The organism is Exiguobacterium sp. s163 (genome assembly GCF_018617135.1).
Lineage (GTDB): Bacteria > Bacillota > Bacilli > Exiguobacteriales > Exiguobacteriaceae > Exiguobacterium > Exiguobacterium profundum.
In genome coordinates, this window is the sequence record NZ_JACSJN010000006.1 from 38,659 (window position 1) to 53,504 (window position 14,846).

16 protein-coding genes and 1 riboswitch are annotated in these 14,846 nt (G+C 50.4%); of the genes, 14 read left to right on the forward strand and 2 right to left on the reverse strand.

From position 1 onward, the window contains the following. Positions 1 to 65: 65 nt before the first annotated feature. The 3 genes from nagA (at position 66) to KNO71_RS14170 (ending at position 3,229) form a co-directional block, all read left to right on the forward strand. A complete protein-coding gene (gene nagA, locus KNO71_RS14160) occupies positions 66 to 1,214 on the forward strand; it encodes an N-acetylglucosamine-6-phosphate deacetylase (protein WP_214689083.1) in 1,149 nt (382 codons plus the stop codon). Beyond that, positions 1,211 to 1,975, forward strand: coding sequence for a glucosamine-6-phosphate deaminase (gene nagB, locus KNO71_RS14165; protein WP_078146274.1), 765 nt, complete (start codon positions 1,211 to 1,213; stop codon positions 1,973 to 1,975). Before nagA ends, nagB begins: the two co-directional genes overlap by 4 nt. Before the next feature lie 150 nt (positions 1,976 to 2,125). Further along, positions 2,126 to 3,229 carry an LCP family protein gene (locus tag KNO71_RS14170; protein WP_015880737.1) on the forward strand — a complete coding sequence of 368 codons (1,104 nt, stop codon included), beginning with the start codon at positions 2,126 to 2,128 and terminating at the stop codon, positions 3,227 to 3,229. Between the two features lie 27 nt (positions 3,230 to 3,256). Here the strand turns inward: KNO71_RS14170 and KNO71_RS14175 are convergent, their stop codons facing one another. After that, positions 3,257 to 3,985: a GntR family transcriptional regulator gene (locus KNO71_RS14175; protein ID WP_214689085.1), complete on the reverse strand. Its 729-nt coding sequence runs from the start codon at positions 3,983 to 3,985 to the stop codon at positions 3,257 to 3,259. 95 nt (positions 3,986 to 4,080) lie between these two features. On the opposite strand from KNO71_RS14175, the gene KNO71_RS14180 reads away from it, so the two are divergent. The 11 genes from KNO71_RS14180 to KNO71_RS14235 all read left to right on the forward strand — a co-directional run bounded on the left by KNO71_RS14180 (position 4,081) and on the right by KNO71_RS14235 (position 14,556). Further along, positions 4,081 to 5,241, forward strand: coding sequence for an alanyl-tRNA editing protein (locus KNO71_RS14180; RefSeq protein WP_214689086.1), 1,161 nt, complete (start codon positions 4,081 to 4,083; stop codon positions 5,239 to 5,241). Then, entirely contained in the window at positions 5,235 to 5,663 is a 429-nt protein-coding gene (locus KNO71_RS14185) for a GNAT family N-acetyltransferase (RefSeq protein WP_214685483.1), read from the forward strand. Before KNO71_RS14180 ends, KNO71_RS14185 begins: the two co-directional genes overlap by 7 nt. A gap of 77 nt (positions 5,664 to 5,740) precedes the next feature. Then, positions 5,741 to 5,920: riboswitch (Lysine riboswitch) on the forward strand. A 114-nt stretch (positions 5,921 to 6,034) separates the two neighbouring features. Further along, positions 6,035 to 7,234 (forward strand): aspartate kinase, encoded by a 1,200-nt coding sequence (locus KNO71_RS14195; RefSeq protein ID WP_031420946.1) that lies wholly within the window; start codon positions 6,035 to 6,037, stop codon positions 7,232 to 7,234. 12 nt (positions 7,235 to 7,246) lie between these two features. After that, complete coding sequence (locus KNO71_RS14200; protein ID WP_214689087.1) at positions 7,247 to 8,242, forward strand: aspartate-semialdehyde dehydrogenase; 996 nt, start codon at positions 7,247 to 7,249, stop codon at positions 8,240 to 8,242. 12 nt (positions 8,243 to 8,254) lie between these two features. After that, entirely contained in the window at positions 8,255 to 9,136 is an 882-nt protein-coding gene (gene dapA, locus KNO71_RS14205; RefSeq protein ID WP_214689088.1) for a 4-hydroxy-tetrahydrodipicolinate synthase, read from the forward strand. Continuing rightward, a complete protein-coding gene (gene dapB / locus KNO71_RS14210; RefSeq protein WP_214685489.1) occupies positions 9,133 to 9,882 on the forward strand; it encodes a 4-hydroxy-tetrahydrodipicolinate reductase in 750 nt (249 codons plus the stop codon). Before dapA ends, dapB begins: the two co-directional genes overlap by 4 nt. Next, positions 9,860 to 10,567, forward strand: a complete 708-nt coding sequence (gene dapD, locus KNO71_RS14215) for a 2,3,4,5-tetrahydropyridine-2,6-dicarboxylate N-acetyltransferase (protein WP_214689089.1) — start codon at positions 9,860 to 9,862, stop codon at positions 10,565 to 10,567. The genes dapB and dapD overlap by 23 nt, the downstream gene beginning before the upstream one ends. A 49-nt stretch (positions 10,568 to 10,616) precedes the next feature. After that, positions 10,617 to 11,543 (forward strand): branched-chain amino acid transaminase, encoded by a 927-nt coding sequence (locus KNO71_RS14220; protein WP_214689091.1) that lies wholly within the window; start codon positions 10,617 to 10,619, stop codon positions 11,541 to 11,543. 14 nt (positions 11,544 to 11,557) lie between these two features. After that, positions 11,558 to 12,646, forward strand: coding sequence for an alanine racemase (gene alr, locus KNO71_RS14225; RefSeq protein WP_214689093.1), 1,089 nt, complete (start codon positions 11,558 to 11,560; stop codon positions 12,644 to 12,646). Then, complete coding sequence (gene lysA / locus KNO71_RS14230; protein WP_214689095.1) at positions 12,616 to 13,908, forward strand: diaminopimelate decarboxylase; 1,293 nt, start codon at positions 12,616 to 12,618, stop codon at positions 13,906 to 13,908. Before alr ends, lysA begins: the two co-directional genes overlap by 31 nt. 93 nt (positions 13,909 to 14,001) lie before the next feature. After that, positions 14,002 to 14,556, forward strand: a complete 555-nt coding sequence (locus KNO71_RS14235) for a nitroreductase family protein (RefSeq protein ID WP_236548967.1) — start codon at positions 14,002 to 14,004, stop codon at positions 14,554 to 14,556. Between the two features lie 102 nt (positions 14,557 to 14,658). Here the strand turns inward: KNO71_RS14235 and KNO71_RS14240 are convergent, their stop codons facing one another. Further along, positions 14,659 to 14,844, reverse strand: coding sequence for a hypothetical protein (locus KNO71_RS14240; protein ID WP_074037801.1), 186 nt, complete (start codon positions 14,842 to 14,844; stop codon positions 14,659 to 14,661). Between the last annotated feature and the right edge of the window lie 2 nt (positions 14,845 to 14,846).

Consider the following 14,846-nt stretch of genomic DNA (forward strand, 5'->3'; position numbering starts at 1 on the left):
TCTATACAACTATACTTTTATCCGATATGATAACATGGAGGAAAACAAAAAGGAGTGGTGAACCGATGGGGACATTGATCAATGCTCGTATCGTGTCAGCAGAACATACATGGGAACGTGGATATATCAGATGGAATGGTCAAAAGATTGATGAAATCGGATCGATGGAACAGTTTGAACAACAGGATGAGCATGTGATTGATGTCGCTGGAGCACTCGTGACACCGGGTCTCATCGATGTGCATATCCACGGGGGATATGAAGTCGATACGATGGATGCGGATGAATCAAAACTTCGGCAGTTGAGTAACGACATGCTACAAGAAGGCGTCACTTCTTTTTTTGCGACGACCATCACGCAGTCAAAAGAAGCGATTGAGCATGCTTTGAAGGCGGTCCGAAACGTCATCGAAGCGCAGGATACGACACTCATCGGGATTCACTTGGAAGGTCCTTTCGTCAACGTGGAGATGGCTGGGGCACAGCCGGCGGAATATATTATCGACCCGGACGCCGAGCAGTTCCGAAAATGGCAAGAGCTCGCCGGCGGTCATATCCGCCTCGTTACGTATGCACCGGAACGGCCAGGTGCACGTGCATTTGAAGCGGTACTTCGCGAAACCGGTGCGATCGGTTCAGCGGGCCATACGAGCGCGACATTTGAAGAGAACAAGCAGGCGGGCGTCAAACACGGGACGCATCTTTATAACCAGATGCGTGGGTTACATCATCGAGAACCCGGAACGGTAGGCTATTGTCTCTTAGAGGGTGGAGTCATCGCGGAAATCATTCCGGATGGGATCCATAGTCGTCCGGAGATGGTCGACTTCGCGTTTCGCTTAAAAGGAGCAGATGAACTTGTCGTCATCACGGATGCGATGCGAGCAAAAGGACTTCCGGACGGACAATATGAGCTTGGCGGCCAACCGGTCATCGTAGCGGACGGGGCTGCGCGACTTCAAGCCGGGAACCTTGCGGGCAGTGTGTTGACGATGGATGCTGCATTCCGAAACATTCAGGCATATACGGGATGTACTGTGGAAGAAGCGGTAAAAATGACCTCGACGAATGCGGCCAAAGAATTCGGGTTGACGACAAAAGGCGATATCAAATCGGGGTTTGATGCAGACCTTGTCGTTTGGGATGACACGACACATGTTCAGATGACTTTCGTCAAAGGTCGAATCGTATATGAACGGGAGGAACAAAGATGAATGTACTAGTCGCAAAGACGGCGAACGACGCGGAACGAATCGCCTATACGCTAATCAAAGAACGGATTTCAGGGAAACATGACTTTGTACTCGGTCTCGCAACCGGTAGCACACCGGTCGGGATGTATCAGATGTTTAAACAGGACGCGCTCGATTGTAGCCATGTGACGAGCGTCAATTTAGATGAATATATCGGATTATCGCCCGAACATCCTCAAAGTTACAACCGCTTTATGAAAGACCGTCTCTTCGATGAAGTGCCATTCAAACAGAGTCACTTGCCTCAAGGGGACGCACCGGACCCAAAAGCGGAAGCGGCTCGTTACGAAGACCTCGTTCGGAAGCTTGGTGTCGACTTACAACTTCTTGGTATCGGGGAAAATGGTCACATCGCATTTAATGAACCGGGCACGGCCCTCGATGCGAAGACGCACGTGACCGAACTCACCGAATCAACACGAGAGGCAAACCGTCGCTTTTTTGACCGATTGGAAGACGTCCCGACACATGCGATCACGATGGGGCTCGATACGATCATGAACGCACGTGAGATTGTCCTTGTGGCGACAGGGGAGCGGAAAGCTGAAGCGGTACAGCACATGATTGAAAGCGTACCGACGGTCGACTGGCCGGCCACAATCCTACAGGCCCATCCAGGTGTGACGGTCGTGCTCGACGGGGCGGCTGCATCACGCTGTGCGGAATCCTTACAAGCCCGTGGGCAAGAAGCGGCAACACGATTTTTCACCATTCGGGATTAACGAACCTGCGGAGTCATCTCCGCGGGTTTTTCTGTGTTCAACTGTGGGAAAATGTAAAGAAACGAATTTGTCATCAAAACGTTTTCGACAAATTTCCCGCTTTCCTCTATAATGAGTGAAGCTCATTATTTTGACTCGAAGGAGACCGATATGAATTCTAGAACACATGCTCGCAGACAGCGCACAGGTCCGTCTGCGTTTTATAAGATATTTAGTGCCCTCGTGCTGATTGCGATTATTGCTGGGTCTAGCATTTACGGTACAGCGTTTTACAAAGCCCACAATATGTTGTCCGGCACCCAAGTCACATTAGAGGATGACCCGACGGTTGAGCCGACTCGTTATGATAAAGAAGATACGGAGACGTTCTTGGTTTTAGGAACAGACCTTTCGCCACAGAAGAAAGCGCGCGGTGAGTTCGGACGATCAGACGTCATGATTGTCGTCATTTTAAACAAGAAAGAAAAGCAGACGACGATGCTCAGTATCCCGCGTGATTCGTATGTCAACATCGACTACACGGGTTATAACATTCCTTATGGCAAGACGGGACTTGACCAAGATAAGATCACACACGCTTACTATTTCGGTTCGATGGATGAATCGAATCCGAACAACGGGATGCGGATGGCGACGAACACGATCGAAGATTTAGTCGGTGTTGAAATTGACCATGTCGTCTCGCTCAACTTCCAAGGGTTCGTTGATTTCATTGATGCGGTAGGTGGCGTTGAGATTGATGTTCCGTTCTCATCACAACAAAACAGTTACGATGCGTCACGTGAGACAGTTCAAATCGAACAAGGCCTTCAACGGCTTTCTGGTGAAGAGGCACTTGCCTACGTCCGAAATCGATACGATGACCCACGTGGAGACATCGGTCGTGGACAACGCCAGATGGAAGTCATTAATGCCGTGCTCGAACAATCACTCGGCACATCACTCCTAAACAATTACGATAAGGTCTTGAAAGCCGTCGGTGACAACATGCAGACGACACTTGGACCGAATGACTATATGCGTTTAATTGAGGACGTTGGCGCGCTCCACAATACGGTGCAATACCAATTGACTGGAGAAGGTGCCCGGGCAGATGACGGACACTTCTATTACTTCTTGAACGAACCGCTTCTTGAAGAAGTGCGCTATCGTGTGCAACAAGCGGATGCGGGTAACCGTGTCGAGCCGATGTCCGATACAGAACTCGAATCGTATACGTTAGACCCGAGCGGGGTAACGTATGAAGCCCAATAAAAAAAGTTTGCCCTCGGGCAAACTTTTTTATATGCGATCCATGGCGACAGTGAAAGAGTACGAGTCGCCACGGAAAAGGGAACGGCTGTATTCAAACATGCCGCCATCCTCGAGATATGTTCGCTGGTCAATCAACAAGACCGGTGCGTTCGGAGAAATCGTGAGGAGATTGGCTTCTTCTGGACCGGCGCTCCGGGCTTCGAGTGTTTGTGTTGCATTCTTCAAGCGTAAGCCATGCTGTTCGGCATACGCATAGATCGATCCCGTGGCGTCATCTTGCGTCAGGTCAGGCAATAAATGAACGGGAATATAGGCGGTCTCGAGCGCAAGTGGATGATCATCGGCGAGTCGTAGCCGTTTCATCTCATAAACCGGTGTTTGATTTGGGATACTCAGTTGCTGCGCGATGCGATCCGTTGCCGGAATGACCTCGTATGACAAGAGACGGCTTAGCGGTCGCATACCTCGATGTTTGATTTCCTCGGAAAAACTTGTCAGTCCCGATAACGTCATCGCAATCTTCTGACTCGCGACGAATGTGCCTCGTCCTTTTTGACGGCTCAAATAACCGGCGTTGACGAGGTTCATAATGGCTTGACGAATCGTCATCCGACTGACGTGAAATTGCTCCGAAAATTCACGCTCTGAAGGCAAGGTGTCTCCTGGTTTTAACAATCCGTCATCAATTTGTTGCTTTAAGTACGCTTCAATTTGATAATAAATAGGTAACGGAGATTGTTTATCGATTTCTAACATATCATTTCGCTCCTGACTGAGAAGATGTATGTTTCATTATAGACGAAATTAAACTAGTTGTCTGAACAGATTATAGAGAGAAGGTGGAGAACAAGATGGAACCATATACAGCAAGTACAGTCGTGACCTCAATAAAGGAAGACGGCAACGGTCATTGGCACACACTCGAGAACAGCCCGTTTTATGCGGAAGGTGGGGGACAACCGGCTGACCGTGGATGGATTGGGACGCATCCTGTACTGGACGTACAAATCAAGGACGGGGAAGTATGGCATCTCTTGTCAGAATCATTACCAGCGGGCACGACGATAGAGGTTCGAATCGATGAGGACGTCAGACGGGATCATTCCATCCAGCATACTGCTCAACATGTGATAACGGCGATTTTGGAAGACCGCCATGGCATTCGGACGCTCAGCTTTGGAATCGGAGAGACCGATTCATCTATTGAGATTGAAACGGCAACGATGGACTGGGCGCACGTTGAGGCACTTGAACAAGAGATGCAACAAGTCATCTTTGAAAACCGTCCGATTCGTGTCTATGAAATCCCAAAAGAAGAAGTAGACCGGGCGCGCTTACGGAAAGAGACGGACCGAACGGGGATGATTCGCATCGTCGAAATCGAAGGTCTAGATTACAATGCATGTGGTGGCACTCATGTGGAGACAACGGGACAACTCGGTACCATCCATGTGACGGCGGTGAAGAAAGTGAGGGGGAATCTACGCTTGACGTATGTGGCGGGAAGTCGAGCGATCAAGGCGACTCAACAAGCGCGAGCAGCGTTGCGGACGATTCACCATACATTCTCGACAACGAATGAATCCGTGGCAGCCCGTGTAATCGAAGAACATACGATTCGTTTGGAACGTGAAAAAGAAATCAAAACGCTCGAAGAACGGATTGCCAAAGCGAAAGTGGAGGCCGTGTTGAAAGAAGATAACTATGTGGCCTTACATGTCGGGAGAACAGAAGCGGAAACGTTGACGACCGCCATCATCGAACGAATCGCAGCAACAGGACGAATTGCCGTTGGCGCCAACTATGGAACGCAGAAATTGTTCGTTATGCATGACGGGACACAGGATATCGCCGTCGGCACATTCTTGAAAGCGGCGCTCCAAGAGATGCAGATTGGTCGTGGCGGTGGAAGCCATAAGCAGGCCCAAGCGCGTTTCACATCCGTAGCGGAACTAGAAAAGGGAATCGAAGAAATCGTGAAACGATTGCAGGAAGGAGTTTTACCATGTTGATCATTCAATCGGGAAACGAACCAGCGTTGATTGAACAGGCCAAACAAGTGCGGGAGATCGTATTCGTTCAGGAACAAGGAATTGATGAGAGTTTAGAATACGATGATTTAGACGATATGTGTACACATGTGGTCGGGCTCCTTGACTCCGAACCTGTGACGACAGCGCGTCTTCGTCCAGTCGACTCGACTGTCGGAAAAGTGGAGCGAGTGGCGACGATTCAATCGGCCCGGGGTCATGGATATGGGAAAGACATTATGATTGAAGTTGAACGTGTCGCGAAACGTCAAGGGTTGGTTGAACTACGATTGGGTGCACAACTGACGGCGCTTCCGTTTTATGAAAAGCTCGGGTACGAGGCGTTCGGAGATGAGTTTTTGGATGCCAATCTCCCACACCGCATGATGCGAAAAACATGGTAATCCTTTTTTGAAATATCCCATTTTTCTAAAAAAAGGTTGGCAAGAAGATTTCGTTTTGTTATAACTAATACTAACAACTGACAGATAGAGGTTGCGAATGACATGAGTAAGCTTGGTTGAAACGGACGCACTCCGGACCGAGCCGAAAGGGGAAATTCGCCGAAGTCGACGTTCACGTGCGTGTGAATGAAGGCTGGGGTAGTCGTGAACAACGCCTACACTGCCATGGTCAACTACCATGGAGCGCTATCTACGGAACGATTCTTTAATCGTTTTTCAACTGCGCGTACAAGCGGCAGACCGTAGGGAGAGTGCTTCCTACCGGTCTGCCGCTTTTTCTGTTGGTGGACATCTTGAAAGTGGGGAACTTGATGACAACCGTACTGAAATTTGGTGGCAGCTCCGTTGCCACAATCGAACAAATACAAGCCATTTCGGACTATTTACAGACACGTGTGGCGACCGGTGAAAAATTGGTCGTCGTCGTATCGGCGATGGGCAAAACGACAGATTCGCTCTTGTCGCTCGCCAAACAAATCACGGATCGCCCGATGATTCGCGAACTCGACCGGCTACTCGCCGTCGGGGAAGAACAGACAATTAGCCTACTCAGTATCGCCTTGAACTCGCGAGGCGTACCGGCCATCTCATTAACAGGACAGCAAGCCGGGATTGATACGATGGGCATTCATACGAAGAGCAAAATCAAAGCGATTCGGAAAGAAGTGTTACACGAGAAGTTGCGTCAATACGACGTCCTGATTGTCGCTGGATTCCAAGGCGTAAATGAGGCGGGAGACGTCACGACCCTTGGGCGTGGCGGTTCGGACACGACAGCCGTCGCACTGGCGGCCGTCCTCAGTCAGCGTTGTGAAATTTATACGGACGTCGCGGGTGTCTATACGACAGACCCACGAATCCATCCGACGGCGAAACGTCTGGACACTGTCTCTTATGACGAAATGATGGAGATGAGCGCACTGGGCTCTAAAGTGATGGAGATGCGCAGCGTGGAGCTCGCGAAAAAGTACGACGTCAATATTTTTGTTGGGAAGACGCTCTCGAGCGAAGGAGGAACATGGATCATGGATACGACGCAAGCGATGGAACAAAAAGCAGTCACGAGTGTGAGTGTCGTCAAGAACGTACTCAGTGTCTCAATCAAACATATTCCGCATACGGCGGCGGGAGTCGCAGACATCTTTGAACGATTGTCAGAGCGACACGTCAACATCGATATGATTTCACAGACGGCATTCGACGGTGAAGTGTTCCTCTCGTTCACATGTCCGCTCGATGAAGAGGCATTTTTAGAAGAGGCACTCGCGGAGTTGACAGCGACCTTGCCTCAAATCAAAATCGATCGTCACACGGAACATGCAAAAATTTCGGTCGTCGGAATCGGCATGCGAGACGCGACAGGCGTCGCATCAGAGCTCTTCGCGACATTCCGCGAGATGGGGATTCCATTCTATCAAGTCACGACATCAGAAATCAGTATTTCCTATACGATTCAAGAACAAGATGTGGAAGCGGCAGTCGCAGCCATTGCGGCCCGGTTCAACTTATAAGGAGGTAGCACGATGTATAACGTAGCAGTCGTCGGTGCGACAGGTGCCGTCGGACAAAAAATGATTGACGTCTTAACAGAATATGAATTTCCAATCAGCGAGTTGAGACTCTATGCTTCAGCCCGCTCGGCAGGAAAGACGGTCGAGGTGAATGGGCAATCGATCGTGATTCGTGAATTGACCGATGCGATTTATGCGGACCCGATCGATATCGCACTCTTCTCTGCAGGTGGCAGCATCAGTGAACAACATGCCCCTCGGTTGAGTGAGCAAGGAGTCATTGTCATCGATAATTCAAGTGCATTCCGAATGCAAGAAGGAATTCCACTCATCGTACCGGAAGTGAACCGAGTCGAACTCAGTCCGGAGAGAACGCTCATCGCGAACCCGAACTGTTCCACGATTCAATCGGTCGTGGCGCTCGCGCCTCTAGCGGAAGTATACGGACTGACACGCGTCGCCTACACATCGTATCAAGCGGTATCGGGATCGGGTCAAAAAGGGATCGATGACCTCGAGCGCGGTGCGCGCGGAGAGGAACCGACGAATTATCCGTATCCGATTTATGATAACGTGTTGCCGCACATCGATGTGTTTCTAGAAAATGGCTATACGAAAGAAGAACAGAAGATGATGGATGAGACACGTAAGATTTTAAATGCGCCAAACCTCGGGGTGACGGCCACTTGTGTCCGAGTGCCAATGCGAAACAGTCATGCGGTCTCGATCACTGTGTCGCTCGAGCGAGATGCGACGGTCGCAGAACTGAAAGCAGTCCTCGCCGATGCACCAGGGGTCGTGTTAATGGACAATCCATCCGAATTGACATATCCGACACCGCTCGATGCGAACGGGACGGATGAGGTGTATGTCGGACGAATTCGCCGAGACGATTCACAACCCAATACGTTCCATCTTTGGTGCGTTGCAGATAACGTCCGAAAAGGGGCGGCAGCGAATGCCGTTCAAATCGCGCAATGTATGATTAGTCAAACAGCGACGAAATAAGGAGGAGATGACATGTTCACAGGAGTGGCGACAGCACTAGCTACCCCATTTCAAGAAAATGGGCAGTTGAATCTAGAAGCATGGGCGGCATTAATTGAAGACCAAATCCAAGAAGGTGTGACGGGTCTCGTCATCGGTGGGACGACCGGCGAAGGGATGACAATCACTGATGACGAGTTTGAGACATTGCTCGTTCGAGCGGTGGAGGTCGCAAACGGTCGAGCCGTGATCATCGCGGGGACCGGTTCGAACAATACAGCAGTCAGTATTGAGAAAACGAAACGGGCTGCCGAACTTGGTGCGGAGATGGCGATGGTCGTCACACCGTACTATAACAAGTCGACACAGGCCGGGCTGATTGCTCACTTTACTGCGATTGCGGATGCGTCACCGATTCCGCTCATGCTCTACAATGTTCCGTCACGGACGGGTGTCGCCTTGGCACCGGAAACGGTAGGTGAGCTCGCGGAACATCCGCGCATCACGGCCTTGAAAGAAGCGAGTGGGGATATCTCGGTCATGGCGCAGATGATGGCCCATATTCCGGAAGGGTTCACCGTTTACTGTGGAAATGACGATCAAATCTTGCCGTACATGGCTTGGGGCGCACAAGGGGTCGTCTCCGTTTTATCAAACGTCTATCCGGGAGCGACGGTCGCGTTGGCAGACGCCCTATTGGCGGGTGATTTGCAGACGGCACGTACGTGGCAAATTCGTTTACTCCCAGTCATCGATGAACTTTTCGCAGAAGTGAATCCGATTCCGGTGAAGGCAGCGCTTCAAGCGCGAGGATTTGAAGTCGGTGTGCCACGTCTGCCGCTCGTTCCAATGAGCGCGACGGCTGAGGCGAAATTACTATCGGCGATGGAACAATTCAATGAGGTGAGACAATGAATGTTCTCATCCATGGGTTTGGCGCAATGGGACGCATTGTCGAAGAGGTCGCTCATGCGCAAGGTGTAAACGTAACGGCAATCGTCTCACCGGGAAGTGACGAGCACACGGCGACTCTGAATGAGGTGGACGTACCCGTCGATGTCGTGATCGACTTTTCGAACCCGGCGTTACTCCCTGATTTACTCGCGTTCGGACGGGAGCGCAATATTCCGCTCGTCATCGCGACGACCGGCTTCACACCGGATGAACTGGCCGAGATTGAAACGGCTTCACAAGACATCCCAATCTTCCAGTCTTACAACACCTCATACGGGATCGCGCTCTTGAAGCAGTTGCTCGACCAACTCGTCCCACTCACTCTCGGATATGATATTGAAGTGATTGAGGCACACCATCGGAAGAAAGTGGACGCACCAAGCGGGACGGCAGAATTATTGGCACGTGCCATCGAAGCGAAGCGTGACGTGACACCGATTTACGAACGAACGTCACGTCGGGAAGCGCGTGGAGCTGAAGAGTTAGGAATGCATTCCATTCGGGGTGGCACGATTTTCGGTGAGCATACCGTGCTCTTCGCCGGAGATGATGAAATGATTGAACTGAAACATACCGCGTTATCGAAACGCGTCTTTGCAAACGGGGCCCTTGCCGCTGCGGCAACGATCATCGATCGCCCGGCAGGACTTTATAATCTATCGAACTTATACGAGGAGGCTACTCATGTTACTCACAAACGCTTATGAAATCGCACAATATATTAAAGATGCTAAGAAGGAAACACCAGTCAAGCTTTACGTCAACGGTCAATTGGCGGGTCTTGTAATCGAGGAAGCGAAAGCATTCGGAACGGATGAGTCGAAACTGTTTTTGACGACGGCAGAACGCGCTGCGGCATTTTTGGAAGCAAATGCATCGGTCATCACGGATTCACATCTTGAATACGACCGTCGCAACAGTGCCGTACCGATGCTTGATACGACACGACTCAATGCCCGAATCGAACCAGGCTCGTTCATCCGAGACCACGTCCAAATCGGAAACAACGCGGTTGTCATGATGGGAGCTGTCGTCAACATCGGAGCGGTCATCGGAGATGGTTCGATGGTCGACATGAACGCTGTCATCGGAGCGCGCGGAACGCTCGGGAAGAACGTTCACCTTGGCGCAGGTGCCGTGGTCGCAGGGGTTCTTGAGCCACCTTCAAAAGATCCGGTCATCATCGAGGATGGTGTCATGATTGGGGCGAACGCAGTCATCTTGGAAGGCGTTCGCGTCGGTGAAAATGCGGTTGTCGCGGCAGGCAGTGTCGTCACACAAGACGTACCTCCAGGCGTCGTCGTTGCGGGAACACCGGCACGAATCATCAAACAGAAAGATGAAAAAACTTCTGAAAAAACGCAACTTGTTGATGACTTACGCTCTCTCTAACGTATAATAGACAGAAAATATAAAAAATGAGGAATGGGAGAGTTGCATTATGGAACAGTATGGACAATGGATGTGGAAAGACGGGGCTTGGATTGAGCCGACTGACGCAAACACGAGTATCATGACACACGCGATTCATTACGGAAGCGGGTTCTTTGAAGGGATTCGCGCGTATCACACGAAGGAAGGTCCTGCTATCTTCCGATTACGTGAACACTTGGAGCGACTTGTTCGCTCGTGTGCATACTACCACGTCACGCTACCGTATACGGTAGATGAACTCGAACAAGCCACGATGGAATTGATTGAGCGAAACGGATTTGAAGCATGCTACATCCGTCCGTTCGTCTTCCTTGGAACACCATGGCAGGCACTTATGCCGACTGCTGAGACGAAGGTACATGTTGCCATCTCGTGTTGGCCGCTCGGTGAATATTTCAACAAGACGGTCGGGATTCGAGCGAAAGTGGCCTCGTATCGCCGCGTGTCTTCTACAATGATGCCAATGCAAGCGAAAGCGGCCTCGAACTATATGAACTCACAGCTATTAAAAGGAGAGGCGCTCCGTGACGGATTCGATGAAGCGATTGCCCTTGATATGAACGGAAACGTCAGTGAGGCGAGTGTCGCGAACATCTTCCTCGTGAAAGGAAAAACGATTACGACACCGTCCCTTGATTGTTCTGTACTAGATGGCATCACACGCCAAACGGTGATGCAATTGGCTCGCGAGGCCGGCTATGAAATCGTCGAGCGCCATATCGGACGCGATGAGCTCTATGTGGCCGATGAAATCTTCTTGACGGGAACGGCAGCCGAGGTGACGAGCGTCATCGAGGTCGACCATATCTCGATTGGTGGAGGTATCCAAACGGTTGCGACCGAAATGTTGACACGCTATCGTGAAGCCGTAACAGGACAACTTCCGGAACACCGCGATTGGATCACGTTCGTGAAATCAGCAGTAACAGAGTAAAGGAGTTTTGCACGATGGGAGTCACAATTGACTTGAATGCGATTCGCGAAAACAAACGCCGGATTGAAGCGCTCGGGCGCCCCGTGTTTGCGGTCGTGAAAAACAATGCCTATAACCTAGGAATGGAGCCAGTTGTGACGACTTTGTATGATGAAGGAGTCCGTCACTTCATGGTGACCACGTTAGAAGAAGCGATTGAAGTGCGAGCGCATGCAGAGTCGGCTCGCGTCCTCGTCATGAATCCGATATACACGTGGGAACACGTGCATACCCATGAATTTGACGTCGCAATCGGCTCGTATGAATGGCTCGTCTCGCAGCGTGAGCATCTCGATGGCGTTCGCCTTCATTTGAAATTAGACGTCGGCATGAACCGATTCGGTGCCAAAACGTTTGAAGAAGCGCTACAGATCGTTGCCTTCTGCCAAAATGAAGGATTGAACCTTGTCGGACTATGTACACATTTTCCGCTCGCGGATGCGGACAATGCCGAAGTCGAGCATAGCGTCCAAGTCGAACGCTTTGCCGACTGGTCGACACGTTTGATGGAACGTCATACGTTTGAACTGATCCATGCGGCAAATAGTGCGGCCACGCTTCAAGACGACTCGCGCTTGCACCATTGCACACATGTGCGTGTCGGTATTTTCTTATACGGTTATTCGTCGGTTGAGCCGGTTGAGTGGCTCGTACCTGCGTTTTATTGGGAGACAGAAGTGGTTGCCGTCCACGACATCGAAGCGGGGGCTCATGTCGGGTATGGAACGGGATATACCGCGGAATCGAAAGAACGGATTGCTGTCTTACCTGTCGGATATGGGGATGGATTGATGCGGGCGAGACGTCACTTGCCTGTTCACATCGCGGGGAAAGCATACCGGTTCATCAGTAACATCTTTATGAGCCATAGCTTCATCAAAGTCGACGAAGACGTACAAATCGGCGACCGCGTCGCATTATATGGGATTGAGACGAAAATCGATGACGTGACACGTGTTGGCTATGCCAACAACTCAGAACAGCTCTGTGCCCGTTCGTGGCGTGTTCCACATCGCTTTGAAGGAGGAATTGTATGTACACCACCAATCAATCAGAATGTTTGATCGAAGGCGTGTCCGTCCGTGAACTTCAAGCGACGTACGGGACACCTTTATACATCATGAGTGAGCCAGAACTAGAGCGTCGCCTTGGAATTGTCCAGAATGCGTTTCTAGATAAGTATCCGAACACGTATGCGTTATACGCGTCAAAAGCATTATCGATTGCGGCCGTTTATGAAAAAGTGATGGCCGCAGGGTTAAGTGTCGATGTCGTCTCAAGGGGTGAGATGTACGTGGCACTGCATGCCGGTGTACCGGCGGAGCGCATTCACGTTCATGGATCGAACAAGACGATTCTTGACATCACGTATGCTCTCGAACAGGGGATTACACACTTTACCATCGACAATATGCGGGAGATCAGCCTCTTGTCAGGACTTGCGGCTGAATACAATCGCGAAGTCGATGTGCTTCTCCGCATTGTGCCTCAAGTTGTCGGGGGTGCCCATGCGGCGATTCAAACGGGTGGGGTTGATACAAAATTCGGTTTCCCGACGCATGACGACACGTATTTAGATGCGATTCGTGCAACGTTAGAAGCCGAGCACTTACAGTTGAAGGGAATCCATTGTCACGTCGGTTCTCAAATTCAAGATCCGACCCTCTTCATCAACACGGTGAAGACGATGGTGCGCTTCATGGATACGATTCGTCAGGAAACCGGCTATACGACGGACGTCTTGAACATCGGTGGGGGATTCGGCGTCGCTTACTTGGATGAAGACGAATATCTCGATTTTGCCCAGACGATGGAGCAAGTCATGGAGACGTTGGTCGAAGAAGTCGAGGCACGTGAATTGCCACTTCCGAAAATCGGGATTGAGCCAGGACGTTGGCTCGTCGCCAATGCGGGTGCCACGCTGTATGAGGTGGGGACCGTCAAAGAAGTGAGCGGCGTTCGTACATTCGTGTCTGTCGATGGCGGGATGACGGACAATATCCGTCCGGCACTGTATGACGCAGAGTATGAGGTCGTGGCAGCGACACGGATGAATGAAGAGAAGACGCTCGAGGCAAAAATAGTCGGAGCGTGCTGTGAGTCGGGAGACATCATCTCGAACCGCTCGTTGATCCCCCCTGTCACACCAGGTGATTTATTACTTGTCAAAGCGACAGGAGCATACAATTTCTCCATGGCGAGCAACTATAACCAGATGCTTCGTCCAGCTGTTGTCTTCGTGAAGGACGGGGCACATCGACTTGTCGTTCGTCGCCAAACGTTTGAAGACTTGGTGGCATGTGAGGTCATTGGACAATCAACGTAAGACTGCAGAGCAATCTGTAGTCTTTTTTTGATTTTGAAATGAGAATGTTTTTCAATTATGATAGAGAAGAGAAAAAAAGGGGAAGTGACGGTCATGACAAAGACAGCAGCACAAAAGTTAATTGAAGAAAGACGTACGGTCCGTATGTTCAAAGAAGAACCAATCGATACGAAAGTGCTCTATGAAGTGTTGCAATCGGCACATCATGCACCATTTCACAATAAAGTCGAACCATGGAACGTGTATGTGTTCAATGGAGACGGGAAGCAAGTGTTACTCGATGCGCTCGAACCAGCCTTCTCGGAGGCGTCAGAAGGGCAACGCGAAAAAGTGACGGGACGAATTTTAAATGCGGCGGCCTGTATGTATGTGACGGCAAAACATTTTGAAACGGACAAAGGGAATCGTGACGCGTTACTCGCGACGGCGACATTCATTCAAAATGTTCAGCTGCTCTTAAGTGAACGTGAGATCGGAATGGTCTGGCGGACGGGTGGACTGTTTGATGATGCACGGTTGAAGGAAATGATTGGGGCGGAAGGGGAGACGTTTATCGGTCTCCTGCAAATCGGGAAATATGACACAGAAGATATCCCTACACCGAAAGCGCGACAACCGATTGATTCGCATCTCATCATGTTTGAATAATAAAAAGCGAGCGATGGGGAATCCCTTCGTTCGCTTGCTGTATATATCTGAGTTATCGCTTTAATTTTGTTGCGAGCCAATCTTGAATCACAGTCGTTGGAATCATCCAGTCGTTCCTCCATTTTTAGAATCTTCTTCTCTACTATTATCCAAATGCATACGTTCCCAAACCTCTCGATGTGCGCCATGAAGGGCATCATCGAATGAATCATCGATATGAAGACCATAACTTGGATTGATGGATGAGGCGTACAGGTCTAGCATGAGTTGATCATGGTTCGGATACATAG

Bases quoted from the DNA above. Each gene is read 5' to 3' on its own strand.
- KNO71_RS14200 (WP_214689087.1), top strand. From the start codon at position 7,247: ATGTATAACGTAGCAGTCGTCGGTGCGACAGGTGCCGTCGGACAAAAA.
- KNO71_RS14235 (WP_236548967.1), top strand. From the start codon at position 14,002: ATGACAAAGACAGCAGCACAAAAGTTAATTGAAGAAAGACGTACGGTC.
- dapD (WP_214689089.1), top strand. From the start codon at position 9,860: ATGTTACTCACAAACGCTTATGAAATCGCACAATATATTAAAGATGCT.
- lysA (WP_214689095.1), top strand. From the start codon at position 12,616: ATGTACACCACCAATCAATCAGAATGTTTGATCGAAGGCGTGTCCGTC.
- dapA (WP_214689088.1), top strand. From the start codon at position 8,255: ATGTTCACAGGAGTGGCGACAGCACTAGCTACCCCATTTCAAGAAAAT.
- KNO71_RS14240 (WP_074037801.1), bottom strand. From the start codon at position 14,844: ATGTATCCGAACCATGATCAACTCATGCTAGACCTGTACGCCTCATCC.
- KNO71_RS14180 (WP_214689086.1), top strand. From the start codon at position 4,081: ATGGAACCATATACAGCAAGTACAGTCGTGACCTCAATAAAGGAAGAC.
- alr (WP_214689093.1), top strand. From the start codon at position 11,558: ATGGGAGTCACAATTGACTTGAATGCGATTCGCGAAAACAAACGCCGG.
- KNO71_RS14175 (WP_214689085.1), bottom strand. From the start codon at position 3,985: ATGTTAGAAATCGATAAACAATCTCCGTTACCTATTTATTATCAAATT.
- KNO71_RS14170 (WP_015880737.1), top strand. From the start codon at position 2,126: ATGAATTCTAGAACACATGCTCGCAGACAGCGCACAGGTCCGTCTGCG.
- nagA (WP_214689083.1), top strand. From the start codon at position 66: ATGGGGACATTGATCAATGCTCGTATCGTGTCAGCAGAACATACATGG.
- KNO71_RS14220 (WP_214689091.1), top strand. From the start codon at position 10,617: ATGGAACAGTATGGACAATGGATGTGGAAAGACGGGGCTTGGATTGAG.
- nagB (WP_078146274.1), top strand. From the start codon at position 1,211: ATGAATGTACTAGTCGCAAAGACGGCGAACGACGCGGAACGAATCGCC.
- KNO71_RS14185 (WP_214685483.1), top strand. From the start codon at position 5,235: ATGTTGATCATTCAATCGGGAAACGAACCAGCGTTGATTGAACAGGCC.
- dapB (WP_214685489.1), top strand. From the start codon at position 9,133: ATGAATGTTCTCATCCATGGGTTTGGCGCAATGGGACGCATTGTCGAA.
- KNO71_RS14195 (WP_031420946.1), top strand. From the start codon at position 6,035: ATGACAACCGTACTGAAATTTGGTGGCAGCTCCGTTGCCACAATCGAA.